A 23375-nucleotide genomic window follows, 5' to 3' on the forward strand; every position below is an offset into this window, starting at 1 on the left:
AACAGTAGAAAATCGATACATAAATGAGTGACTTACAAAGAGAAGCATCCGATCCTAATTACTCCGTTTGGGTATCGGCATCTGCCGGTACCGGTAAAACCAAAATCCTAACCGATCGATTTTTACGTCTGTTAATAACGGGCGTAGAGCCTTCCAATATTTTATGCCTTACTTTTACTAATGCTGCAGCTATAGAGATGCAAGTAAGGATTAATAGCAGACTTAAATATCTTTCTCTTTGCAACACCGAGAAACTAGAAGAAGCACTTTTCTTAATGAGCGGCAATAAGCCATCGCCGCAAGACACAGAAAACGCAAAAACTTTATATGATAAAATACTAAATAGCAATAAGCTTTTAAATATCTATACAATACATGCTTTTTGTCAAAAAATCCTTAACACTTTTCCCTTAGAAGCCGGCATAACACCAGAATTTACAATCCTTGAAGAAACTAAATTACAAGATATCTTCCTAAATATCAGAAACGAAATTTACTTAAGCGATGAACATAATGACTTAATGAAAATTTTACTTAACCGATTTCATGAAATAACTCTGCAAGATATTTTTACCGAGATAATCGAGCAGCAAATTAAATTCAGAAAGTTATTTATAAATAAGCAAATTCCCAAAGAAATATCTAATAAAAGATTAGCGTTAGGGGAATTAAATAATATTTACGATAAGGTAAAAAACTTATTTGCCGAGTATGATGTGGAGATAGCACCGAAAGAAATTTTTTTTACTAAAGATGGGAAAAAACGAAAAAGCCTTTTATCGAAAGAATTAATAAGGAAATATCCTAAATTATTACTAGAGCTAGAAAAAATTACCTCTGAAATTTACCGATTAGATGAGCTGCGTCGCATAGAAGAGCTAGAATATCATACGAACTTACTTACTAAACTTGCGCATATTATTTTAAAAAAATACGATTCATATAAGGAAGAAAATAATTTACTCGATTACGACGATTTAATTTACTACACCGAGAAATTACTAAATAATAAAACTACTCATAAGTGGTTGCTGCATAAGCTTGAAAGCGAGATAAATCATATTCTTGTCGATGAAGCACAAGACACAAGCCTCTCGCAGTGGAATATTATTACTACTTTAATAACAGAGTTTAATGCTGTAGAGAGGCCAAATAATAGTGTTTTCATAGTCGGCGATGATAAACAATCGATCTTCAGTTTTCAAGGGGCTGATCTTCGTAATTTCAACTTAGTAAATGAGCGACTAAAAGCAAATCTTACAAATGCTAATAAGAAATTCAAAAATATCACCCTTGAATATTCTTATAGATCATGTACAGAGATTTTACAATTTACTTATAATGTTTTAAAAAATATAAAATCCAATTACCCGAGTTTATTCCTTGCGAATAATCCTTTAATATCCTCATTTCGTACACATCAAGGCTCTGTAACGGTTTGGCCATTAGTGACGAGTGAAAAACAAGAAGAGCTTTTTTGGGCACTACCTGAAGATTATGAAAATTCTAAATCTGCTGCCGATTTACTCATAGAAAAAATCGTAAATTTTATAAAAGAACAAATAGAAAGCGAAGAAATTTTACCGTCTACTGCAAACAGAATATCTGAAAAGGATTTCATGATATTAGTCAGAAAGCGAGATGAATTTAGTAATAATCTGATCAAAGAACTTAGCAAAGCTAAGCTTAAAGTGGAGGTAAGCGATAGAATGAACCTTAAGGAAAATCTAACTATAATGGATTTAATTTCATTAGCTAAATTTGTGTTACTACCTGATGATGATTTAAATCTTGCCGGTTTACTAAAATCACCGATTATTGGAATAAGCGAGCAGCAATTATACGAACTTCTTGTAAATAAAAGTGAGAATAGCTTATGGGATATACTCTCTTCACATGAGGAGATATATAATAAGTTAGATTCTCTAATTGAAATTTATAAAATATCGATTGTTGAGAACTTCTTTGATTTAGTGGTACATAATCTAAATTTACGAGAGCTTTACGATGATGATAGTGATGATATGATAAATGAACTATTAACATTAAGCAAAAACTATGCAAATGATATAGATAATTCACTGCAAGGATTCGTTGCTTGGTTTGAGAATAACGATATCTATATTAAACGTGATATAGAGCATTCAGACAAAATAAGAGTAATGACCGTCCACGGCTCTAAAGGGCTTGAAACTCCTATTGTTATATTATGCGATTCTACTACTTTACCGATAAGCAGCAATAAATTTATTTGGGATGATAAAGGAGAAATGTTTTTCTCTGTTAATGCTGCCGATACTCCTGAGTTTTTGCAAGAGCTGAAAGAAGCTGAAAAATTAAAAGATTTGCAAGAATATATAAGACTACTCTACGTTGCAATGACAAGAGCTAAAGACAAGCTGATTATATGCGGTTTTAGTAATAAATCTACCACTCCTGAAAATTGCTGGTATGAAATAGCCAAACAAACTTGCGATCAATCTCTCAATTAGTAGCTGCTATATTAAATATAATAGACTATTAAGACGCACATATATTTAAATAGCGTCTTATGTTAAAAATTTTAGAAAGTTTCTTTAAAAATAAAGCAAGAATTAAAATAGAAAGGTTAAACAATTACCATCCCTGCATTATGCTTATGAAAAAGGTCATAAGGAATAATACTTAAATTTTTTTCTTTTAAGGCTTGTTTATACTTTGTTATTTTAGAAATAACAACTACAACAAGAAAAATAAAAATACTTATTAACAGAGGATATAAGATATTTAACTGATCAAACATCATTAAGTTCACAGAATTTAGTTAGATACTACATAATAGTAGTAACATTTATTTGAATTTCAACTTAATATTTTTTATTTCAATTTAACTCCTATATCTTAAATTTAAATCATTTATAGATATTGTCATAAGAAAATTAATAAGATTTTTATTGAAACCGCTACTTCTAAAATAGATAGCATAATAATTTATGCATTATGATAATAATCATGCCTTAATAAATCAGATTTAAGAATACCACAATTATATTCATATGAATCTAAATAAGCTTGTAATTCATGAACATTTTGTTCTATTTTTTCATAATTATATTTATATGAGTTTTGGAATTTTTCAACTAATTTACCTTTATTAACAACTTTTTTATAAGCATCTTCTTTAAAAAACCCATCTTTTTGTTCTTCACTACGAAAGTAATCCTTAAATTCACTATGTTTTTTCGGTAAATTAGAGATAAATTCTGCAAATTTTTCTAATTGAATATTGGTAATTAGAGTAAATACCAAACCTATATTTTCTTTATCTTGGTTAACTCTTGAAACTTCATGCGCTATTGTATCTTTTTGTCCAATTTCAATAACATTATTAGATAAAATAACTAAAGCTTTTTTACTAACCTCTTGCTTTTCAGATGCCTTTAGTTTTATATTCAGTATTGCCTCTTCTAATGCTTCTTTACTAAATAATTTTTTAAATGCAGCAAGCCACGGACCAACAGCTGTACTTTCTAACTTTTTAAAATATTCTTTTAACTTCACAACTAATTTCCTTGTTTATATTTTCTTAGTTTAATTGATAGTACTAGTTGGAAGTAATCAAGTTATAGAGCTAAGAAAAATTAATACTTTTGTAAAAATTATATATAGCGTAAAAATTGAAAAACAGTGTTAAAATACTTAAAATAATTTGACTATTTTAGAAAATTTTAATAAAATCTATTAATAAACTCAAACTATAATACAAAATATGAAAACAGCTTTTATCTTCCCCGGTCAAGGGTTGCAATTGATCGGCATGGGAAAAGATTTTTATGATAATTTTAAACCCGCCAAAGAAACTTTTCAAATCGTTGATGAAGTACTAAACCGAAAACTCACTGATATAATTTTTAATGGACCTTCTGAAGAACTTACCTTAACCACTAACGCACAACCGGCATTAATGGCAGTATCTATGGCAATAATAAATATTATCAAAGCTGAAACCGGTAAAAGTTTGGATAGTCTTTGCGATTATGCTGCCGGTCATTCCCTAGGTGAATATAGTGCTTTATGTAGCACCGAAAGTATTAACCTTGAGACAGCAGCAAAACTACTTCATATACGTAGTACATCTATGCAGGAAGCATGTCCTGAAGGTGAGGGAAGCATGGCGGCCTGTATCAATATTCCGCTTCAAAAACTTGAAGAAATATTAGACGAGATCAACAAAATAAATTTATGCCAAATTGCCAACGATAACATCGAAGGACAAATAGTTATTAGCGGCAAGACCACAGCTATAGATCATGCTATTAGTATAATTAAAGATTTAGGTTATAAAGCGATAAAGCTGAAAGTCAGTGCTCCATTTCATTGTAGCTTAATGAAGCCGGCAGAAGAAAAAATGCGAGTAGCTCTTGATAAAGCTGTAATTAATAAACCTCTGATACCGATAATCCAAAATTATACCGCAAAACCTACTCTAGATCCTACAGAAATCAAACAAAATTTAATGCTTCAGATATGCGGACGAGTTAGATGGCGTGAAACTTTAGAACTATTTCACAAATTAGAAATCGCTCATATAGTAGAAATAGGGGCAGGAAGCGTACTAACAAATATGCTCCGGAAAATTAATTATCCATATAAGTTAAGTAATATAAGTAATTTAGAAGAACTACAGCATTGTTTAGATAACATTAGTCAATAACTGTCTCTAATAACTTCTGATTCATAAAGTTTTTAAATTAACTTAATATTAATTATATACAAATTAGTTTTAGTTTTTTTAAGCAATTGCTAGAATTATTCACTAGTGATTGGCAGAGCTATTTAGACAAGGTAATAGAGGATTTTAAAATTTAGCCTTAACAGATACTAATGATACATTTTTAAAAGAAGAATGTTATATTGCTCTTATCCAAAAAGACATTAAAGAAGGTGAATATACATGGTATGTTGCTCCTTTTAATAAAATAGATCATGCAAGTTTATTACTTACCAATATTCTCATATATTAGAGCTTAATCAAAATACGGTAAAAGCAGTAAAAAATATGCTGCGAAATAACTTCAAAGATATATATAATCCGAAAATTTATATTATTGCTAATTATGAAGAACCTATAATTAAAAACTATACAATAATAGATAAAATAGCCGAAGGTAAAGTTATTACCTTTGCAGATTTAAATATTAAATATGTAGATCACACGGATGAAGAGTTAAAATATATAGGTGATATGGTAAATGATATTAGAAAACTAGACAGCAAGTTAGTAGCAGATATTCCAATATCATCAATTTTATTTTGTAGATTTTCTTATTACTCAGTGTACAATCATTTTTATGGCTGCATATTTTGAAGAATTAAACAATTTGCATCAAAATTTAGATAACCTCAATTTTTCCGTTACAAAAATATATTCCCGAATACCAACCAAAAGACTATAAGAGTTTTGTCAATCTTAAAGCAATAACTTGGAATAGATTTTTAGTTAAATATCAGAAATTATTTGAGAACATTCAGAACATATTATTTAGCATCTGTAGTGATAGTGAGAATTTTGTAACATTGTTAATTTCAGACTCTTATAATCTTAGCTTAAACAAGCGAATCGAAATTATAGAGTACTTAATAGATAAATATAACAATGATACTAAAGCTATTTATTACATAACCCAACAACTTTTTGATATTTGTGATGATAACACGGAGATTAAAACTCTTGAAGCCAAGGCTAAACAGTTTTACAAATATATTGAATATTTCCGTAGTTGGGATGATTTACCTAGTTATTGGTATATGGACTTTAAAGGGCTATCCGGATGTGATAAGGAAGCTTTGATTATGGGCAATTCCGTAAAGCCGGAAAATATATTTAGTTAGCAAAATTATAAAATAATTCTAGAAATTTTGCTTATTAGATGATATAAAGTAAAGCCATAACCGGAGAGATGGCCGAGTGGCCGAAGGCGGCGGTTTGCTAAACCGTTATATGGGTCATACCGTATCGAGGGTTCGAATCCCTCTCTCTCCGCCAGTCTGGACAGTTAGCCAATTCTTGTAGTTGATCGAATGGAAAAGCCAAGGAGTAATCAAGATTTTCGCATTTCAAATTTAGGTTCGTAAGTACACATTATCGCCTTATTGCCTTGATTTAACAAAGATTTTAGCTCTTAATACAAACCTACTCATATGTTCTATGCTATTCATATGTTAGTTTATGCTAGACTTTTCTCTAATATTTTCTGTTACTTATACGTTATTTTCTACAAATTTCACCAATTTTAGTCATTTTTTTTCTAAAAATATGTACACTATACAAACTAGGGGCTATTCCTCGTAAAATAAGGGATTGGAGGACTTTTTGTAAAAATTTTTTTTAATAGAATTAATTGTTTATACCAAAATTTTTCAGTTTTTGTGTATAAAAATTGCACCTATTACCAGAATTGAGTGAGGACTTAAATAAAGCTCAAGGGTTGGGTCGGAAATATAAAGATTTAAAAATTTCAACGTTTCTTCTTTATGACTACAGTCTGTGCTACCATTATTACACATGGTACATCCTAATTTTACTTTATCATTTGCTACTAAATCTTTTAATTGTGTTACTTCCTCTAAGGTAGCCAATTTTATATCACTTACCATCTATTACTTCATTAAATATATTATTTACGCCTTACGAAACTATCCTTCTTATATCATTTATATCTTCATTAGTACGCCAAGAAACATAAGGTAAACTACTATCGTATTTGTGACACAAACCCCAACACCAACCTTGTACTCCTTCTGTATTTCCAAGTGTTGATTTATATAATTCATATCATTTATAAATAATTTTTGTTCTTTCATTTTTTACTTAATTCTTGTAGTGCTATCTAAGTATAAGATTTCCGGCATATATTTATGTTTCAGCCAAATCTTAAGGCTACCGATAATATAAAGGTTATTTTTAGCTCTGCTAATATCGACGTTTAAAACGTTTGGCTTTTGCGTCATTATATTAGTGCACCTTTATCAAGAGGATGCTGAGCTTCTAGTAGTATTATTACCGTATCGTTTTCTGTGCCTTGAAATGCATGAATAGTGGCGATATTTTTATATCCAAATGCTTGAATTGTTTTCTCATATCCTTGAATCGTCATATATTTCATTCACTTTTCTACGAATAGATTCGCTGTAATCTTTATACATTGTAATAATGTAAATTTGTTTGAGCACATCATCCCCATTTTTCTCTTTTAATACTTGGTTTTAATAACTCTAGTCATTTTTGAAATTCGGCTTCCGATTCATATTTATAACGTTGAACCTTATTATCTTTTATATCTATCCATTTTGAAGTACCTAAAATCGTTCTAATATCAGAGTTACAGTCAGAGGTAGCAAAAATCATTTTGTCACCGTAAGCTATTTTGTTACATATTTTAAACATCAGATTTTGGCATCTTCTATGCACTCATAAAAGGAAACTAACCGTAACATCATCTATTTTTGTTTGATATAAAGAATTATGGTCAGCTAGGTTTTGCAATGAAACTTCCGAAGGTGACCACTCAGGATATGAAACCTTAAAATGTTCACATAATTTGTTCATTAAATCTTGCTTTAATATAGAAATAGGATCTGTTTGCAGCGGATCACCGACTACTACGACTTTTTTCGATTTTGTAAATAGCACTAGCTGCGTATTGTGGCGGTATCTGCCCTGCTTCATCAATAAATAACCAAGGAATTTCATTATGTTCGGATGTTGCCAACATTTTATCGAATGAGTAAAAAGTTGTAGACACAACAGGTATGACCATACAGAAATTTTGCCAAGTAATTTTGTAAGTTAAAAATTTTCTTGCCAATTTTTCCAAAATAAATCTTCTTCAAAATCCTTAATATTGCAATATTTATCTTTGAAACTTACGATAGCCAAGCTTATATCGTCGTTAAGCTGTTTTATTTCTTCTACAGAAGCTTCAATTTGCTTAATTGCAGCTTTAATATTCTTAATATCAGTTTTTATCCGGTCAATTTCTTCTGAAGATTTATTTTTTAGCTTAATTAAATCCCGTTTTTGCTCATAGCAAGAATTGTATTTTGCGGTTTTAAACAATGCATGAATTTTTTCAAAAAAAACCAAATTTAATAATTTTATTTCACAATCAATTTCAAGTATTTTAGAGCTTTTATAATCAAGCTCTAATTCTAACTCATTTTACTCTTCTTTTTTGCTACATATATCACTCCTAAATCCTCTTCCTTAATTAACTCTCTTTTCTTTTTATTAAATTCAATAACTGATGCAATATTTTCATAAATTTCATGAATTTCACTGTATAAATTGTTAAAACCAGCACACGCTTCTTTCCATTCATTATTAATTTCATCTATAGAATTACAATATTCAGGTTTAAAATGTGCAGGGGCTTTATCTGTACATTTATATTATTAACTAGCAGATTAAGATATTACAGCATTGTATGTTTTTCATCATTCTTATCATCGTTTTCTTCTTCATCTTTATATTTCCAAAACTTATTTGAAAATCTCTTTTTATTTCCATGATTAACGAGCACCGCAGCAAATATACCCCTATCTTTCTCTTTGTCCTCTTTCAATAAAAGTTATTTAAAATAACTTAAATCTTTATGATATAGCTTATCTATTTTACTATATAACGATATTTCTTTAGATATATTTTCAACGGCATTGTTATTAGATGATGCAACAACCATACCGTAAGTTTGTAATTCCGATTTTAAAGAATTAACATGATAATCAAAATTTGGTATATGTAAGGAAGATTTTTTATTTTGAAACCCCTCCTTAGGATCTTCTAAAGTTGTTAAATATGAAGCACGATCTACATAGATATTTGCTATAAGATCAAAAAGTATAGTGGTTTTCCTGTACCAGGTGGACCATTAACAGCAAAAAGCTTTCCTGAAAAGAGGGTAATACCAAATTAATCGCAACAGCTTGCAGTACCGCAAGAGAGTGACTCGGCGATGAACACCAACGCGTCGGTTGCATCATAAATCGAGATAACAGTTCTTGTAGACTTTCTTTATGCTTTAAAACATCTATGGAATCCGGCTTATCTTCTTTACCGAGACATTTGGCAATTGCTGATTCCAAGTCAAATTTTTCTATATTACTTCGTACAAAATCTAATGGTCTTAGAAAAAAACTATTAAACATTTCTAAGGAAGGAGCGGCAAAATTATAAATTACCGGTTTATCTTTTTTCTTTTTATGCGAGGTAACTCTTCTTAAGCATATTTCAGAGCGGCTAAATAAATATTTTTTGTCAATTTCTAACTTCTGCACTACAAGATCAATCATAAGATTAATCATTTTTAAATCTAGAGTTTTAACTCAAGAATCTGGCTTTTTATCCTTAAAATATATCTCTCACTTTCTGAAAATACTTCCTCTATTAGGCTGTTATTATTATCTACAAAATTTGGTAAATCTTTTAATTCTTTTTCTTGGAACTCATCTCTCATGATTCTACCGAGAGCATAAGCAGCAGTAGAGATAACCATCAATCCTTCAATATATTTACCGTTTTCATCTATAGTTAAACCAGCAATAGGTGTTGTCGGTTGCTCTTGCTTATCTTGATGGTTATTATAATCATTTAAGAACTCTTGATCTAATTTAGTTATAGTTTGGCTTTTCTTTAAAAGATCAAGTGCAGCTTCCGACCATTTTAAATAACCGAGATAAATATGCCAATGAACTGCTACTTCGTTTTTCTCAAGATCAATACCGATTTTTGTTTTATCCATAAACTAAGCATCTTTTAAGAACAAAGTGTTTCTTTCTTATCCAGTTTGCAACTAAAACTGCCTTTTTTATCGGTATGTTCTCTAATAATGTCAAAATATCTATTTAAATTTTCGTTTTTATTAGGAGTTAGTACTTCAATAATCTTCCATACACCGAGGATAGATTTGATTTGTTCATCAGATTGATTGTACATCAACAGAAGTGTACACTTAAAATAGAAATATCCTAAGTATGAAACTAGAAGAAGTAAACAACTTTTTAATGTTACTATTTATAGCATATAAAGATGTGTATAATTAACACAATTATCACCAACTTATTAATGATTTAATAAAATTTAGTATTTTATAAATTCATTTAATATATTTCCTTAACCCAAATAGGATATAATAAAAAATAATAAGGAAATTATTAAATATATAGTGTCTAGCATTTGGTCTTATTGGAATCCTATAAACTGGTCACCAAGCATACAATTAGCTACCTTAAGTTATATATTGTCTTGTTTAATTGATGGGAATGATGCATATCCATGAAGATGCACAAATAATAAATAATGACCAGGAATGGCTTAAAAGCAATCAAACTTATACCTTTTATAATACCCAATTTCTATCTTCTCCGTTATATGGAACTTGCAAAAGAGATACCTATATGCCTAAAAAGATTAAAAATATTTCATCAATTTGATGATGAGAATTATATACCCAAGCGTTAGCCTCTCATAAGCTCATAAATAACTTTTCTAATTTATTGAAGCATTTTAAACTAACTCCTCTTATAGATTCTACTGATTTTAATCCTAACTATTTTATGGTATGGAGTTAGGCAAAAAATTTAGGGAATATTCCTAAATATTTTGGTCACAAGCTAAAGCGTGTTTGTAATAATATAGAAGAAGCAGAAAATGATTGGGAGAGTTATGAACCGGAGGCATTCTCTAATTTTTCTACCTTTCATGAGTTTATAAATACAATAACACATTGTAATGATGCATTATTAGGTTGTAGAGATATTAGATCAGATATATATTACAATGAACTATAATTAATGCAGATAAATACAACTTTCTTCTTTAGCAAATAAAGCAATGAATGCCTATATAGTCAAATGCACATTTAAACCGCTTCAACGCACATAGCCATACCCATACCGCCACCGATACATAAAGTAACTAAGCCTTTTTTAGCTTTAGCTCTGCGTAAGCTGTGTATCAGAGTAATAAGTACACGTCCGCCGCTTGCCCCGATCGGATTACCGATGGCTATGGCTCCACCGTTAACATTAACCTTCTCCATATCCCATTTCATTTCACGGTTTACATAAATACTTTGAGCGGCAAACGCCTCATTAACCTCGATAACTTCCAAATCATTAACGCTCCAACCTGCTTTACTTAAAGCTTTTTTGGATGCAGGAACAGGGGCAGTACCCATAATACTGCGATCAACACCGGCTGAAGCATAAGAAACAATACGAGCTAGCGGCGTTAAATTATGCTTTTTCAAAGCTTCTTCGGAAACTACCATAAGACATGCTGCACCGTCATTAATAGAGGAAGCATTACCCGCTGTAACTACACCGTTTTTATCAAAAGCAGGACGTAATTTACTCAGAATTTCAAGGCTGATATCAGGTCTTACTGTTTCATCATGATCAAACAAACTAGTAGTTTTTTTAATCGTTACTTCGATAGGTAAGATTTCATCTTTAAAAACTCTTGCTAGCTGTGCTTTAGCTGCTTTCTTGTTAGAGCTTAAGGCAAACTCGTCCTGCTGTTGTCTGCTAATATTAAACTGTTTTGAGATATTTTCGGCTGTAATACCCATAAATACTCCTGAAAATACATCGGTTAATCCGTCATACTGCATTAGATCAACCATTTTAATATCGCTGAATTTAGCTCCTGCTCTGATATAGCTACCGTGCATACCGAGCGACATATTCTCCTGCCCACCTGCTATCACTATTTCATTATCACCCGTCATAATTGAATTTGCTGCAAGTACTACGCTTTTAAGACCTGAGCCGCATACTTTATTAATCGTATAGCCCGGCACTTCTTTCGGTATTCCCGCATAAATCAGAGTTTGCCTCACCGGATTCTGCCCGCTACCGCCGGTTATTACCTGTCCAAGGATTACCTCACCTACTAAAGCTGGATCGATTTTGCTGTTTTGCAGTATATCCTTTATTAAATGAGCAGCAAGCATAAGGTGCAGCCGTTGTACTAAGGCTACCTATAAACGAGCCGAAAGCAGTCCTTTTCGCATAAGTTATATAAACCGGTTTTGTCATAATGTGTACTCCTTAAACAATTTATCTAGTTTATCATTTATTAAATAACTAATATGTCCGCCTGCTACATCTATAAGCTTAGAGTTGTTTAATAATTTTTGCAAAGGTAAAATGGAAAATTTAGGTACTATTTGATCATCTTCTGCTGCTACTATATATATACAGGACAATGAATTAAACTCGGATCAATAATAAAATTATTCGATTTTCCATTTAAGATTTATAAACATATTTTCATCTAATATATTTTGTATAATTTGATTATAAACCTCCTGAGATATACTATTACCTGACATAAGCCAATTCTCTATTCTCAATGCTAATTCTTGCTCCTTATCGGAAGTTATAGAGAAAAATTTTTTTAATTTAGCATTGAAATAATCAGGGAATAAAAGAAAAAATAAAATTTGAATATGAATTTTAGGAATTATCGGTAAATTGTCTATGCCACTATCTAGTTTTAAATATCGATGCAACATTCTTATATAGAAAAAATGAGAAAAATCCCACGAGCAGGTAAGTAAAGTCAGAGTTTTGATAAATTTAGGCATAAGTACGTTTGTCGCAAGGTTACCGCCGATACAATGACCTATTAAATTAATGTCTTTAATTTTCAAATTCTCTATTACTTCGATTATTTTATGCACATAGTCGTCTAGTCAATATTTAGGTTCCTCAATCTCTAGCCAATCTATTAAATAAACTTCACCGTAGCTTCTCAAATTTTCAATAAAACTTTTGTCACGAGCTAAAAAAAATATTTCCAGTGAGTTGAAGATAGAGAGGATGATTAGGAAAGTTTTGATGTCATCCTGACTTCCCCTTTGTCATTCTCACGAAAGCAGGCATCCATTTTTAATTTATTTTTACTGAAACCTCTGGACAAACCACGGGATAACGCCGAGTAATACAACACCCTATAATGCTCTGTTTGCATTACTATTTTACCTGATTTTAAATATTAATTACCTAAATTATGTGTCTTTGTATAATTATTATAAAGGTCACAATATTCCTGTAGTTTATTACTATCTAGCATTGAGAGTATCTAGTAATTCTTGACAAAAGGCTAAATATATTGTATAAGTTCAGCACCTTCAGAAGGTAATAACAAGTATATAGGCTCTAAAGTTTTAGGGGAAATATCTTTTCATAAAATCTTGAAGTGCTTAAGTTTTTTTTTTGTCCTTAGGGCTTTATAATGCTAAGTACCTCATCACGATCGTTTAAAAACAAATTCAGAGCGGCATTTTGGCCTGTGCATAATTACGAACTCGGAAAGTTTATTCCGATGAGTACCTTAATGTTTTGTATTTTATTTAATCAAAATGTTTTACGCATCTTAAAAGATAGTATTTTAATATCCGAGATTAGTGCAGAAATAGCAGGTTTTGCTAAAGTTTATTGCGTTACGCCTGCCGCTGCTTTATTCGTGATTATTTATGCTAAAATGATTAATTATCTTACTTTTGAAAAGATCTTTTATTATTTAAGTGCATTTTTTATCAGCTTTTTTGTTCTATTCACTTTTGTAATCTATCCTAATATTCATATTTTTCATGTACATCCCGATAATCTAGCTGACTGGATGGAACGTTATCCTCATTTTAAGTGGTACATCTCATTAGTAGGTAATTGGGGTTATATAGTATATTATAGTCTTGCCGAGCTTTGGCCTAATATTTTTTACGTATTATTATTTTGGCAGTTTGCTAATGAACTTACTACTACCGAAGAAGCAAAAAGATTTTATACGCTCTTTTCGCTATTCGGCAACTCTTCTTTAATATTAGTCGGCTTTTTAATGATGAATCTATCATCGGAAGATACTATTATTAAGAAGTTTATGAGTATTTCGGATAGTAAAATCACTTTAGTTCAAGTATCCACGACAATTGTGGCAATTGTTGCTATTATTTGTTGTTGGTTAGTTAGATTTATTAGCAAGAACGTTTTTACTAATCCGTTATTTTATGCTAAAGCAAAAAGCGGTCGCTCAACTTCAGAACGTATGGGGCTAATTAAAAGCTTTAAATATATTGCGAAATCAAAATATTTATGGCTACTTTTAATTTGTTCGGCAGCTTTCGGATTTGCTATTAACTTAGTCGAAGCCGTATGGAAAGCAAAAATTAAGGAATTATATCCGACTGTAAATACCTATGCTGAATTTAACAGTCTGTATATACTTTGGACAGGCGTGGCAATAATGGTTATGACCATCATCGGTAATAACATTATGCGTATGCACAACTGGTTTGTAGCAGCAGTTATTTCACCGGTTATAATAATGGTGACCGGCATTTTGTTCTTTGTACTTATCGTATTTGACCAACAAATTTTATCATTATTTGATGGAGCAATTTTAATGTCACCTCTTGCTCTTGCCGTTTCAATCGGTGGTATTCAAAATATTTTAGCTAAAGGTACTAAATATTCTATATGGGATACTTCAAGAGAAATGTTATATATCCCTCTTGATGAGGAGCTTAAAACTAAAGGCAAAGCTGCGGTTGACGTGATAAGTGCAAAAGTCGGCAAATCCTCTAGCGGTCTTGTGCAATCTATTATTTTTACTTTAGTTCCAACCGCTACTTTTACCTTAATCTCACCAATTCTAATGGTGGTATTTACTTTCGTATGCTTAGCGTGGATTTATGCAGTAAGAAAAATATATTTTGAATATCAAAAAATAGCATAAAATAAATTATTGTCATCCCACGACTTGACCAAGGGATCTAAGAATACAAGTCTGTGACCAAGATACCGTCGTCAAGCCACGGTATGACACCGAAAGCGTTTTGTGATCCACGCGGGTAATGCCCTTTTTAGCTAGGAACCTTACAGCATAAAACTATCGATGTTACTATGAATCAATCTCTCCTAAAGCTTTAGTCTCTATATTATCTAAGAAAATCTCAAAATCCTTTAAGATATCGTCTTTACTTTGAGAAGAAGGCGGTTTAAATGAAGTTAGGGTAATTTTTTCACTCTTTATAAAATTATGAGGCTGAGGTTAATCCTTAAGTTTAATAGTAACAACTTCACCTGCTAGAGAGTTCGGATATCTGTTCTTATTAATTGAATCTGGATATTTATTTATAGGGCAATAATTTATATTTAACAAGCAGGATGGTTAATTGTCATAAACTTTTCTATCATTCTAGTAACGGAACGTTCTAGCTCAATATCTAATTTTGAATCATCAGAAAAGTTAAACCATTTAAGTTCATTTGATTCGTTATGTTTTATAAAATTATCATTATTTACTGTTTTTAGTAAAAATCGTACATCATAGTGATAATGAGCAGGCTCCTTATGAGTTCGCGGAATATAATGGGTGTCTATATCAAAAATCTCCTTATTGATCGTTTTGATTTCATTAATTCCGGATTCTTCTATAGCTTCTTTAACCGCTACATTTAATATATTACTATCTCCATCACAATGAACGCCTGGTTGAAGCCACTTATCAAGCTTTGTATGGTGCATCAATAAAAATTTAGTTTTATCATTATTAAGTAAAAAAGCCGCAGCAGTGAAATGTCCTATTTGTAAATCTCAGCTAAAAGGGTTTTCATATTCATTTAAAAATTCAAGCATTTTTGTTTTTGTAACAATTTCTTCAGGATATGTACTACTGTAATTTTGTAGTTTAATATGTAATTCATTCATAATGATAATTTTTTATGTATAGGGCTTTGATATTTAACTCCAATTTCTCTGCTAAGTCAAATGAAATTATATTGTCCATGTTTCATGGTAATTATCATTGACAATTAGTTAATGTTTAGTTATATATCGCATAACTAAAATTTAATATTAACTCATTAGGTTTATTTTTATGCTTAACAAAATAGTCGAATTATTTAGAAGTGATGATACCACCCCCTTGGTATGGTAAGCTTGCAGTAGTAAGAGCATGTGCTGTTGGAATTTATGTGATAGCAGGTGATTTACTTAAATCTCCGGCTTTTCTTCTCAAATGTGGTGCCGATATAGTAGCAACAATGGGAGCAATGCTAGCATATGAGCATTATACAGACGCAACTTCGCAAGAAAGTCCGATGATAGGAAATGAAGCACAAGCTGCAATATAATAATAAAATATTTTTAACGAATTTAGAGGACACACCGACTCTAAATTCGTATTCATTGACCATTCAAACCGTTTTTTAGTCTAATTTTGACTTGTTTTAAAGAACGAGGAGTTGCGTCCGTAACTTCAATTTCAATATTTTCTGAAATATCTATTCTAGTACCGATAGCCGGAACACTACTGACTCTAGTCAATACTAATCCACCTATCGTATCAAACTCATCATAATCATTGTGTAGCTTTTCTCCTATTATGTCTTCTAGCACTTCTACTTCAACACGTGCATTTGAAATAATTGTTGAGTTATTAATAACCTTGAAATTATCGCTATCTAATTGCTGATCATGCTCATCATCTATTCGTCCTACTATTTCTTCTATAAGATCTTCAATAGTAACTAAACCGTCAGTACCGCCATACTCATCAACAACTATTGCAATATGTGTTCTCTCACGACGCATTTTTGCTAGCAAATCTAATAATTTCATAGAAGGAGCTGCAATTATATGCTTACGTATAAGCTTTTTTAAACGACCGTTTTGCTTTGTAGCCAATGCTTTAAATAAATCCTTGATATGCATGAACCCTACTACATTATCCAAAGTACCGTCATATATAAGAGTTCGTGTATGTGGGACTTCTAACTTAATAGACTCACTTAATTCTTCTAGATTCGTAGTTAATTTTATTGCCGCAATATCGGAACGCGGTACCATTATATCTTCAATAGTTTTATCTTCTAGCTCCAATAAATTAGCTAAAATATTACGCTCGTCTAAAGTCATTTTTTGGCTATTAATTTTAAGGCGTTTTATGACACCAAAAAAATTATCGGGCGTTTTTGTTTTTCTAAAAAAATTTTTTATCGGAGAGAATAATTTTCGTACAGTAAAAATTAACTTATTATTTTGATTTTTTTTACTAGAATCTTCTTTTTTTGAAGATTTTAACATAAATTTTTTTATTTAGTTAATAAGGGGGGAAAATACCGAAATATGATAATATTTCAATTTCTAGATTTTCCATAATATTTGCTTCTGTGTCATTTTGATGATCAAAACCAATTAAGTGTAAAATACTATGTATTAAAAGATGAATAAAATGATTCTCAAAAGTTTTGTGCTGCTCGCACGATTCATTATATATTACCTCATAACAAAATGCTATATCACCTAAATGCATATAATCAGAGTCACCTAAAAATTCAAGTTTAGAATATAAATCCTGCCAATTTAATTCGTTGCTTGGAAAAGAAAGAACGTTAGTAGCTTTTTCTATATTACGAAATTGTTTGTTTAAGATCAATATTTCTGCAGCATTTGTTAGTAAAATTGATAATTCAAATTGTTTTATTTTACTAAAATTATCAAACCGCAATAAAATATTTTGAGTTATTTTTTTGATTAAACTCTTATTTATCTGCTTATGCTCACGCCATTTGTTGTAGTGTCTTACAATTTCTACGTTTATCATTGTACCAAATATTGAATAAATAGTCGTTATAGACTTAGCTGTAACTTAAGAGCATATTTTAAAAGCTGTATATCTTCATTAGAGATAACGTTAATTTTAGATTTTAATCTTAATTTGCTTACTGTCATTATTCGATCAGTCATGGCTTTACCTTTTTTTGCTACCTATCATTACGTAGGCTTCACAAGGATAGCATTGATCGATGTTATTAGTTAAAGGTATTACTTGCACACGATTTAATGAAGCATTTGAGTCATTATTGCCAGTCTTACCTTAGCGACTTCCCACCTAACAAAGGATTAAAGTCGACCACCATACCTCAGCTCTTTTCATAAAAATCGCGTTCTATTAACCCTTCTACCCACTCATTGGCCTTCTCCTCAGCTTTTGTATCTTGAGCCATGGCTTTGTAAGCGGCTCCAAGCTTCCCATTAATTACATAAGGTTTTACACAAGTTGCTCAATAAATTTGCTAATTTTCACCTATTACAGAATAAAGCCTATAATAAACCGCTTCATCTATAGTAATTGTCAATTTCTTCTGCATAAAATACTCGTATACACGTGTGTTACACGTATGATATCATATATATAAATTAATCAACATAAGGATTATTTACTTTAGTAAACAAAGATAATAGCTATGAAAACTGACCACACAGGCAATAAGCATGATATTTTAAGACACCAGTTTTTGTTGGTAATTCTCTTTTAATTTTTGAAAATCCTCATCGGCATGGTATGAAGAACGGGTTAGCGGGCTTGCCGAAACCATCAAGAATCCTTTTGTTTTTGCTAGGCGCTCTAGATATTTAAACTCTTCCGGCGTAACATATTTTGCGACCTCAGCATGATTTTTGGTAGGCTGCAGATACTGCCCGATAGTTAGGAAATCAACCTTTGCTTCTCTTAAATCATCTATAACCTGTACTACTTCATTTATTTCTTCCCCAAGTCCTACCATCATACCGGATTTTGTAAAAATTTCAGGAGATAATTTTTTAATATTATGAAGTAAGCTTAAAGAATTATAATATCTAGCCCCCGGTCTAATCGTTTTGTATAAAGACGGTACTGTTTCGACATTATGGTTAAAAACGTCAGGTTTTGCGTTTGCTATTATTTCAGCTGCTCCTTCTTTTCTTAAAAAATCGGGTGTTAGAATCTCAATAGTAGTATTTGGCGATGATTTTCGGATTTCGCTAATACACTCCGCAAAATGTGATGCTCCGCCATCCTCAAGATCATCACGATCGACGGAAGTAATTACTACATGCTTAAGATTTAGCTTTTGTACAGCCTCCGCTAACCTTTGCGGTTCATACGGATCAAGTAAATCCGGTCTACCCGTTTTAACGTTACAAAACCTACAAGCTCTAGTACAAACCGAACCTAAAATCATCACAGTTGTATGTTTTTTTGACCAGCACTCACCAATATTAGGACAAGCAGCTTCCTCGCACACAGTATTTAATCTCAGATTCTTGATTAAATCTTTTGTATTATAGTACTCTGTAGAATTAGGAGCTTTTACTTTTATCCAATCAGGTCGTTTATTTAAATTAGCCATAAAACGGAAATAACTCAATTAATTTTGTCACTTCATTTAATACTTTCTGCTCAAGAGCGCTATTATCTTCATTATTTTTTAAGCCGTCTAAAATATCTGCTACCATATGACCGACTAATACAAAATCCTTTTCTTTAAAGCCTCTAGTAGTACATGCGGGAGTACCAAGGCGAATACCTGAAGTGATAAAAGGCGAAGTTTCATCAAACGGGATAGCATTCTTATTACACGTAATCCCTGCTCTATCCAAAGAATTTGCGGCAAGCTTACCAGTGATTCCGTCTTTACGCAAATCCACTAAAACAATATGATTATCGGTACCACCTGTTAATATATCATATCCTCTTTCTTGCAAGCTACTTGCTAAAGCTTTAGCGTTACTTATTACCTGCTGAATATAACTTTTATATTCAGGCTGCAAATTTTCTAAAAAAGCTACGGCTTTTGCAGCTATTATATGCATTAACGGACCACCTTGTAGTCCTGGAAATAATGCAGAATTTATTTTGTGACCTATCTCTTCATCGTTAGATAAAATTAAACCGCCTCTTGGACCTCTAAGTGTTTTATGAGTAGTAGAGGTAACAGCGTGAGCATAAGGAATAGGGCTTTGATGCTCACCTGTGGCAACAAGTCCTGCAATATGAGCAATATCTGCCATAAAGTAAGCTCCTACTTTATCCACGATTTCTCTAAATTTTGCAAAATCAATATTACGAGGATAAGCAGAAAAACCGGCTATAAGTAATTTTGGTTTATGCAAATCCGCTAAGCGTTCAATCTCATCATAATCGATTAAATAAGTCTCTTTATTTACGCTATAAGAAACGGCGTTAAACCATTTACCAGACATATTAGGAGCTGCACCGTGAGTTAGATGCCCGCCGCTATCTAAGGACATACCAAGAACCGTATCACCCGGCTGTAATAAAGCAAGATATACAGCCTGATTTGCTTGTGATCCTGAATGAGGTTGGACATTTGCATATTTGCAGTTAAAGAGTTTTTTTACTCGTTCTATAGCTAAATTTTCAGCTTTATCTACTTCCTCGCAACCGTTATAGAATCGCTTACTTGGGTATCCTTCGGCATATTTGTTAGTCAGAAGCGCCCCTTGAGCTTCAAGCACAGCAGGACTTACGAAATTTTCTGATGCAATAAGCTCGATTACTCTACTTTGACGTAGCTTTTCATGCTTTATTATTTCATTAATCTCTTTATCCGTTTCGTGTAAATTATTATTAAAAATATTCATTCATCCTCATATTTTTTTGGTTTTGTTGTGTGGATATCTAATCATCATTGCAAGGAAAAATTGAAAATTTTGACGAAGCAATCTCATACCAAAATCCTGAGATTGCCACGCAGCCTACGGCTGCTCGCAATGACGGTTATTTATAAAATTAATCGCAATCTCAAGCCCCCGTCCATCTATTGAATGAGCAAGAGACGTTAATTTATGTCCGCTATGCTCTATATGCAGCTTAGATAAATAGTTTGAAGCATTATACATCTCGCTAACACCGACCACCTCATCTAATTCCCCATGAATCAAGCATATAGGAGTAAGCTTATTATTAACTTCCATAGGTGGAATTAATGCACCCGAAAAACCTATAGTACAGCAAAACGGCTCTTTTTGAACTAGCGTTAAATATAATCCTATCATCGTACCTTGAGAAAAGCCAATAATGATAGTATCTTTATTGGTTAGATTTAACTCGTCCTGCTTTTGCTTTATTATATCTTCAACCTTAGAAATATTATTTGCAATTAGCTTTGCCATAATATGCGGGCTGCGGTCTTGCAAACTAAACCATTGTCTACCATAAGGCATCATATCATAAGCCTCAATACCATGCGGGGAAATAAAATGACAATTGGGTAAATAATTTTTGATATAAGGCACAAGTCCTATTAAATCATGTCCGTCCGAGCCGACACCGTGCAGTAATACTACTAGCTTCTTCGGCGGCTGCTCTTTACTTTCTACTTCGGGGTATTCTAAATATTTGCTCATGTTTTTATATGTTTATGTACTTAAAATATTAAGGTTGAGTAGTAGTGAAGGTCAATTTCAAAAAGAGCAAGGAGTCTGCAAGGCGAGGAGCGGAACGTATACTGAATACGTGAACACCGCAGCACTTACTAGACGAATACGCCAATTTTTGAAATTCACCGAGTATATGCTTTCAACATCTTCTCAAGTTCTCCACTTTGATATAACTCTCTAGCAATATCACACCCGCCGACTAATTCTCCGTTAATGTATAATTGTGGGAATGTCGGCCAGTCGCTAAATTTTTTTAAATCTTCACGTAATTCAGCATCAAAAAGTACATTAATATCACGAAATTCTACACCTAATTTATTCAAAATAGCTACTACGGTTCCTGAAAACCCGCATGCAGGCGACTTTTTAATACCTTTCATGAACAATACTACTTTATTATTTTTTATCTCATTTTCTATAAATTTAAAATTTTTATTTTCTAGCATTTTAAGACTCAATAATTTATCTTCTAAAATACACTTTCTATAGCAATATATGCAAGCACAAATAGTGAATAAAATTTTTGAGATTTTTAGCAAGAATAATCCAAATCCGAAAACCGAATTAATATATAAGAATGATTTTACCTTATTAGTAGCGGTAATATTATCTGCTCAAGCCACCGATATATCAGTAAATTTAGCAACTAAATCTTTATTTAAAACTTATGATACACCAGAAAAAATTTTAGCACTCGGCGAAGAAGGACTTAAAAAATATATAAAATCTATAGGACTATTTAACAGCAAAGCAAAAAATATTATCGCATTATGTAAAATATTGATAAGCAATTATCAAGCTGCAGTACCGAATGATTTTAAGGCATTAATTAAACTACCGGGCGTTGGCAGAAAAACTGCTAATGTTGTACTAAATTGCTTATTCGGCATGCCTACCATGGCAGTTGATACGCATGTCTTTAGAGTAGCCAACAGAATCGGGCTTGCTAAAGGCGGTACTCCTGAAATAGTAGAAAAAGAGCTACTGCAGATTATCGATAAAAAATGGCTAAAGCATGCCCATCACTGGCTAATTCTGCACGGCAGATATATATGCAAAGCTAGCAAACCCGATTGCGACATCTGCCCTATTAAAGAGTATTGCGATTATTATTTTAACCTTAAATAATGAGTTATAGTAAATCTTATAAATTACCAATTATTTCTGAATAATATTTATGTTCTATAGAATTAGGTTTAGGATCAAGTGTTGCTAATGTTTCTAAATGACAAGTAACGAACGGTGCACCTTTTACCTTGCCCCCTGCATAGATACGGATGTTTGCAAAACCAAGCGCATTCTCCTTCCATTTGTGCACTAGTTAATTCATGTAATATATTACCGTTTTTATCATAAAGACTAAATAAAGTTTAGTCATTATCCTCAATAAGTTTTATAGGGGTTTGTTTATTATCTAAATTTTCTTGCTGATGTCCTATATATATTTTATCTAAAACTCCTTTTTTCTCATATTCTTTAAGAATTATTTGTGTCATTTCTTTTACCGGTACAGTAATCATATATTCTTTTTTATTAGAATAAATATCTTTGGCACAGGCGACAATAAAACTATGAAGTTTAACTACAAGATTTTTATGTTTTATAATAAAAGGTTTTTCTTGATATATTGGAAGTCTTGCTATACCAGAATGCGAAATAAAGCTTGCATTTTGAGAAGTCAGCATGGTTATAAACATCTCTATAGATGAAATATCACGCGAATCATATTTTATTGGAAACAAAGGCTACATAATACATAGGTTAAGCCTTGATCATGATAATCTAAGCTAGCGGAAAAGGCATACTGCCCCTTAAAACTTTTTATCACCAGATCATTACCTTGATAAGAACTTTGCAAGCTACTCTGCTTACCCAAAAAATCTTGCCAAGCAGACATATTCGCTCCGTTGACTTTTACCATATAAAAATGTAAATCATCTTCCTGTTTATAATGATGAATTTCTGAATTTACTTTTTGTATTTGTGTCTCTTGTAACTTTTTAAAAATACCCTGTAAATCAGAATATTTTATCTATTTTACTGAAATTATACTTAGAACCAAGCCGTAAAGCTCACCCATATTGCATTTCGATTCCATCCGG

At 31.7% G+C, this 23375-nt stretch carries 28 protein-coding genes, 1 tRNA gene and 3 pseudogenes; 8 read left to right on the forward strand and 24 right to left on the reverse strand.

The window, feature by feature from the left end:
• The first annotated feature begins 23 nt into the window (after nt 1–23).
• Entirely contained in the window at nt 24–2492 is a 2469-nt protein-coding gene (locus ACHBLB_RS01115; RefSeq protein ID WP_475842023.1) for a UvrD-helicase domain-containing protein, read from the forward strand.
• Nucleotides 2493–2970: 478 nt separating this feature from the next.
• On the opposite strand, the gene ACHBLB_RS01120 is transcribed toward ACHBLB_RS01115, so the two are convergent.
• Complete coding sequence (locus tag ACHBLB_RS01120; RefSeq protein WP_475842025.1) at nt 2971–3540, reverse strand: hypothetical protein; 570 nt, start codon at nt 3538–3540, stop codon at nt 2971–2973.
• A gap of 208 nt (nt 3541–3748) precedes the next feature.
• Between ACHBLB_RS01120 and fabD the strand changes: the two genes are divergently transcribed.
• The 4 genes from fabD to ACHBLB_RS01140 all read left to right on the forward strand — a co-directional run bounded on the left by fabD (nt 3749) and on the right by ACHBLB_RS01140 (nt 6025).
• A complete protein-coding gene (fabD, locus tag ACHBLB_RS01125; RefSeq protein ID WP_475842027.1) occupies nt 3749–4693 on the forward strand; it encodes an ACP S-malonyltransferase in 945 nt (314 codons plus the stop codon).
• A 345-nt stretch (nt 4694–5038) separates the two neighbouring features.
• The gene (locus ACHBLB_RS01130; protein WP_475842029.1) at nt 5039–5347 is read left to right on the forward strand and encodes a hypothetical protein; all 309 of its coding nucleotides are present in this window, start codon (nt 5039–5041) and stop codon (nt 5345–5347) included.
• Nucleotides 5348–5556: 209 nt separating this feature from the next.
• Nucleotides 5557–5871 carry a hypothetical protein gene (locus ACHBLB_RS01135; RefSeq protein WP_475842031.1) on the forward strand — a complete coding sequence of 105 codons (315 nt, stop codon included), beginning with the start codon at nt 5557–5559 and terminating at the stop codon, nt 5869–5871.
• A 62-nt stretch (nt 5872–5933) separates the two neighbouring features.
• Nucleotides 5934–6025: transfer RNA gene (locus tag ACHBLB_RS01140), tRNA-Ser, on the forward strand.
• 374 nt (nt 6026–6399) lie between these two features.
• On the opposite strand, the gene ACHBLB_RS01145 is transcribed toward ACHBLB_RS01140, so the two are convergent.
• The 12 genes and pseudogenes from ACHBLB_RS01145 to ACHBLB_RS01200 all read right to left on the reverse strand — a co-directional run bounded on the left by ACHBLB_RS01145 (nt 6400) and on the right by ACHBLB_RS01200 (nt 13117).
• A complete protein-coding gene (locus ACHBLB_RS01145; protein WP_475842033.1) occupies nt 6400–6636 on the reverse strand; it encodes a hypothetical protein in 237 nt (78 codons plus the stop codon).
• Between the two features lie 353 nt (nt 6637–6989).
• Nucleotides 6990–7136 carry a hypothetical protein gene (locus ACHBLB_RS01150; protein WP_475842035.1) on the reverse strand — a complete coding sequence of 49 codons (147 nt, stop codon included), beginning with the start codon at nt 7134–7136 and terminating at the stop codon, nt 6990–6992.
• A 122-nt stretch (nt 7137–7258) separates the two neighbouring features.
• Nucleotides 7259–7426: a hypothetical protein gene (locus ACHBLB_RS01155; protein ID WP_475842038.1), complete on the reverse strand. Its 168-nt coding sequence runs from the start codon at nt 7424–7426 to the stop codon at nt 7259–7261.
• Nucleotides 7427–7450: 24 nt separating this feature from the next.
• Nucleotides 7451–7732 (reverse strand): hypothetical protein, encoded by a 282-nt coding sequence (locus tag ACHBLB_RS01160; RefSeq protein ID WP_475842040.1) that lies wholly within the window; start codon nt 7730–7732, stop codon nt 7451–7453.
• 96 nt (nt 7733–7828) lie between these two features.
• The gene (locus ACHBLB_RS01165) at nt 7829–8125 is read right to left on the reverse strand and encodes a hypothetical protein (RefSeq protein WP_475842042.1); all 297 of its coding nucleotides are present in this window, start codon (nt 8123–8125) and stop codon (nt 7829–7831) included.
• A 328-nt stretch (nt 8126–8453) separates the two neighbouring features.
• Nucleotides 8454–8603: a hypothetical protein gene (locus tag ACHBLB_RS01170; protein WP_475842044.1), complete on the reverse strand. Its 150-nt coding sequence runs from the start codon at nt 8601–8603 to the stop codon at nt 8454–8456.
• Between the two features lie 268 nt (nt 8604–8871).
• The gene (locus tag ACHBLB_RS01175) at nt 8872–9342 is read right to left on the reverse strand and encodes a hypothetical protein (RefSeq protein ID WP_475842047.1); all 471 of its coding nucleotides are present in this window, start codon (nt 9340–9342) and stop codon (nt 8872–8874) included.
• A gap of 8 nt (nt 9343–9350) precedes the next feature.
• Nucleotides 9351–9533 carry a hypothetical protein gene (locus tag ACHBLB_RS01180; RefSeq protein ID WP_475842049.1) on the reverse strand — a complete coding sequence of 61 codons (183 nt, stop codon included), beginning with the start codon at nt 9531–9533 and terminating at the stop codon, nt 9351–9353.
• A 25-nt stretch (nt 9534–9558) separates the two neighbouring features.
• Nucleotides 9559–9779, reverse strand: a pseudogene (locus tag ACHBLB_RS01185) (hypothetical protein).
• 14 nt (nt 9780–9793) lie between these two features.
• A complete protein-coding gene (locus tag ACHBLB_RS01190; RefSeq protein WP_014411028.1) occupies nt 9794–9973 on the reverse strand; it encodes a hypothetical protein in 180 nt (59 codons plus the stop codon).
• A gap of 925 nt (nt 9974–10898) precedes the next feature.
• Nucleotides 10899–12078: pseudogene (locus ACHBLB_RS01195) on the reverse strand (acetyl-CoA C-acetyltransferase).
• A pseudogene (locus tag ACHBLB_RS01200) lies at nt 12075–13117 on the reverse strand (alpha/beta fold hydrolase). Before ACHBLB_RS01200 ends, ACHBLB_RS01195 begins: the two co-directional pseudogenes overlap by 4 nt.
• A gap of 162 nt (nt 13118–13279) precedes the next feature.
• On the opposite strand from ACHBLB_RS01200, the gene tlc5 reads away from it, so the two are divergent.
• Nucleotides 13280–14779 (forward strand): GTP/GDP exchange transporter Tlc5, encoded by a 1500-nt coding sequence (gene tlc5 / locus ACHBLB_RS01205; RefSeq protein WP_475842051.1) that lies wholly within the window; start codon nt 13280–13282, stop codon nt 14777–14779.
• Nucleotides 14780–15198: 419 nt separating this feature from the next.
• Here tlc5 and ACHBLB_RS01210 read toward each other — a convergent pair whose 3' ends face one another.
• Both ACHBLB_RS01210 and ACHBLB_RS01215 read right to left on the reverse strand, forming a co-directional pair.
• On the reverse strand, nt 15199–15630 hold the full coding sequence (locus ACHBLB_RS01210) for an NUDIX hydrolase (RefSeq protein WP_475842700.1): 432 nt from the start codon (nt 15628–15630) through the stop codon (nt 15199–15201).
• Between the two features lie 9 nt (nt 15631–15639).
• Nucleotides 15640–15753 (reverse strand): hypothetical protein, encoded by a 114-nt coding sequence (locus tag ACHBLB_RS01215; RefSeq protein WP_014014742.1) that lies wholly within the window; start codon nt 15751–15753, stop codon nt 15640–15642.
• A gap of 203 nt (nt 15754–15956) precedes the next feature.
• On the opposite strand from ACHBLB_RS01215, the gene ACHBLB_RS01220 reads away from it, so the two are divergent.
• Nucleotides 15957–16178, forward strand: coding sequence for a hypothetical protein (locus ACHBLB_RS01220; protein WP_475842053.1), 222 nt, complete (start codon nt 15957–15959; stop codon nt 16176–16178).
• Nucleotides 16179–16230: 52 nt separating this feature from the next.
• On the opposite strand, the gene tlyC is transcribed toward ACHBLB_RS01220, so the two are convergent.
• The 7 genes from tlyC to grxD form a co-directional block, all read right to left on the reverse strand.
• Nucleotides 16231–17130 (reverse strand): hemolysin C, encoded by a 900-nt coding sequence (gene tlyC, locus ACHBLB_RS01225; RefSeq protein WP_475842055.1) that lies wholly within the window; start codon nt 17128–17130, stop codon nt 16231–16233.
• 16 nt (nt 17131–17146) lie between these two features.
• Entirely contained in the window at nt 17147–17650 is a 504-nt protein-coding gene (gene ybeY / locus ACHBLB_RS01230) for an rRNA maturation RNase YbeY (protein WP_012262576.1), read from the reverse strand.
• 26 nt (nt 17651–17676) lie between these two features.
• Nucleotides 17677–17793 (reverse strand): mRNA interferase PemK, encoded by a 117-nt coding sequence (locus ACHBLB_RS01235; protein ID WP_012262577.1) that lies wholly within the window; start codon nt 17791–17793, stop codon nt 17677–17679.
• Between the two features lie 536 nt (nt 17794–18329).
• Nucleotides 18330–19220, reverse strand: coding sequence for a lipoyl synthase (lipA, locus tag ACHBLB_RS01240; protein WP_012151263.1), 891 nt, complete (start codon nt 19218–19220; stop codon nt 18330–18332).
• Nucleotides 19213–20475, reverse strand: coding sequence for a serine hydroxymethyltransferase (glyA, locus tag ACHBLB_RS01245; RefSeq protein ID WP_475842057.1), 1263 nt, complete (start codon nt 20473–20475; stop codon nt 19213–19215). The genes lipA and glyA overlap by 8 nt, the downstream gene beginning before the upstream one ends.
• A 114-nt stretch (nt 20476–20589) precedes the next feature.
• Nucleotides 20590–21240 (reverse strand): alpha/beta hydrolase family protein, encoded by a 651-nt coding sequence (locus tag ACHBLB_RS01250; protein WP_004997508.1) that lies wholly within the window; start codon nt 21238–21240, stop codon nt 20590–20592.
• A gap of 155 nt (nt 21241–21395) precedes the next feature.
• Entirely contained in the window at nt 21396–21719 is a 324-nt protein-coding gene (grxD, locus tag ACHBLB_RS01255; protein ID WP_012151266.1) for a Grx4 family monothiol glutaredoxin, read from the reverse strand.
• 49 nt (nt 21720–21768) lie between these two features.
• On the opposite strand from grxD, the gene nth reads away from it, so the two are divergent.
• On the forward strand, nt 21769–22401 hold the full coding sequence (gene nth / locus ACHBLB_RS01260; protein WP_475842060.1) for an endonuclease III: 633 nt from the start codon (nt 21769–21771) through the stop codon (nt 22399–22401).
• A 16-nt stretch (nt 22402–22417) separates the two neighbouring features.
• Here nth and ACHBLB_RS01265 read toward each other — a convergent pair whose 3' ends face one another.
• Together ACHBLB_RS01265 and ACHBLB_RS01270 are read right to left on the reverse strand one after the other, a co-directional pair.
• Nucleotides 22418–22591 (reverse strand): hypothetical protein, encoded by a 174-nt coding sequence (locus tag ACHBLB_RS01265; protein ID WP_475842062.1) that lies wholly within the window; start codon nt 22589–22591, stop codon nt 22418–22420.
• A gap of 52 nt (nt 22592–22643) precedes the next feature.
• Nucleotides 22644–23015 carry a hypothetical protein gene (locus ACHBLB_RS01270; RefSeq protein ID WP_475842064.1) on the reverse strand — a complete coding sequence of 124 codons (372 nt, stop codon included), beginning with the start codon at nt 23013–23015 and terminating at the stop codon, nt 22644–22646.
• Nucleotides 23016–23375 lie beyond the last annotated feature (360 nt).

It is taken from the genome of Rickettsia lanei (assembly GCF_056242675.1).

Coding starts and splice junctions, on each gene's coding strand:
- ACHBLB_RS01115 (WP_475842023.1), top strand. CDS start 24: ATGAGTGACTTACAAAGAGAAGCATCCGATCCTAATTACTCCGTTTGG.
- fabD (WP_475842027.1), top strand. CDS start 3,749: ATGAAAACAGCTTTTATCTTCCCCGGTCAAGGGTTGCAATTGATCGGC.
- ACHBLB_RS01130 (WP_475842029.1), top strand. CDS start 5,039: ATGCTGCGAAATAACTTCAAAGATATATATAATCCGAAAATTTATATT.
- ACHBLB_RS01145 (WP_475842033.1), bottom strand. CDS start 6,636: ATGGTAAGTGATATAAAATTGGCTACCTTAGAGGAAGTAACACAATTA.
- ACHBLB_RS01150 (WP_475842035.1), bottom strand. CDS start 7,136: ATGACGATTCAAGGATATGAGAAAACAATTCAAGCATTTGGATATAAA.
- ACHBLB_RS01155 (WP_475842038.1), bottom strand. CDS start 7,426: ATGTTTAAAATATGTAACAAAATAGCTTACGGTGACAAAATGATTTTT.
- ACHBLB_RS01160 (WP_475842040.1), bottom strand. CDS start 7,732: ATGAAATTCCTTGGTTATTTATTGATGAAGCAGGGCAGATACCGCCAC.
- ACHBLB_RS01175 (WP_475842047.1), bottom strand. CDS start 9,342: ATGATTAATCTTATGATTGATCTTGTAGTGCAGAAGTTAGAAATTGAC.
- ACHBLB_RS01180 (WP_475842049.1), bottom strand. CDS start 9,533: ATGGTTATCTCTACTGCTGCTTATGCTCTCGGTAGAATCATGAGAGAT.
- ACHBLB_RS01190 (WP_014411028.1), bottom strand. CDS start 9,973: ATGTACAATCAATCTGATGAACAAATCAAATCTATCCTCGGTGTATGG.
- tlc5 (WP_475842051.1), top strand. CDS start 13,280: ATGCTAAGTACCTCATCACGATCGTTTAAAAACAAATTCAGAGCGGCA.
- ACHBLB_RS01215 (WP_014014742.1), bottom strand. CDS start 15,753: ATGAATGAATTACATATTAAACTACAAAATTACAGTAGTACATATCCT.
- ACHBLB_RS01220 (WP_475842053.1), top strand. CDS start 15,957: ATGATACCACCCCCTTGGTATGGTAAGCTTGCAGTAGTAAGAGCATGT.
- tlyC (WP_475842055.1), bottom strand. CDS start 17,130: ATGTTAAAATCTTCAAAAAAAGAAGATTCTAGTAAAAAAAATCAAAAT.
- ybeY (WP_012262576.1), bottom strand. CDS start 17,650: ATGATAAACGTAGAAATTGTAAGACACTACAACAAATGGCGTGAGCAT.
- ACHBLB_RS01235 (WP_012262577.1), bottom strand. CDS start 17,793: ATGACTGATCGAATAATGACAGTAAGCAAATTAAGATTAAAATCTAAA.
- lipA (WP_012151263.1), bottom strand. CDS start 19,220: ATGGCTAATTTAAATAAACGACCTGATTGGATAAAAGTAAAAGCTCCT.
- glyA (WP_475842057.1), bottom strand. CDS start 20,475: ATGAATATTTTTAATAATAATTTACACGAAACGGATAAAGAGATTAAT.
- ACHBLB_RS01250 (WP_004997508.1), bottom strand. CDS start 21,240: ATGAGCAAATATTTAGAATACCCCGAAGTAGAAAGTAAAGAGCAGCCG.
- grxD (WP_012151266.1), bottom strand. CDS start 21,719: ATGCTAGAAAATAAAAATTTTAAATTTATAGAAAATGAGATAAAAAAT.
- nth (WP_475842060.1), top strand. CDS start 21,769: ATGCAAGCACAAATAGTGAATAAAATTTTTGAGATTTTTAGCAAGAAT.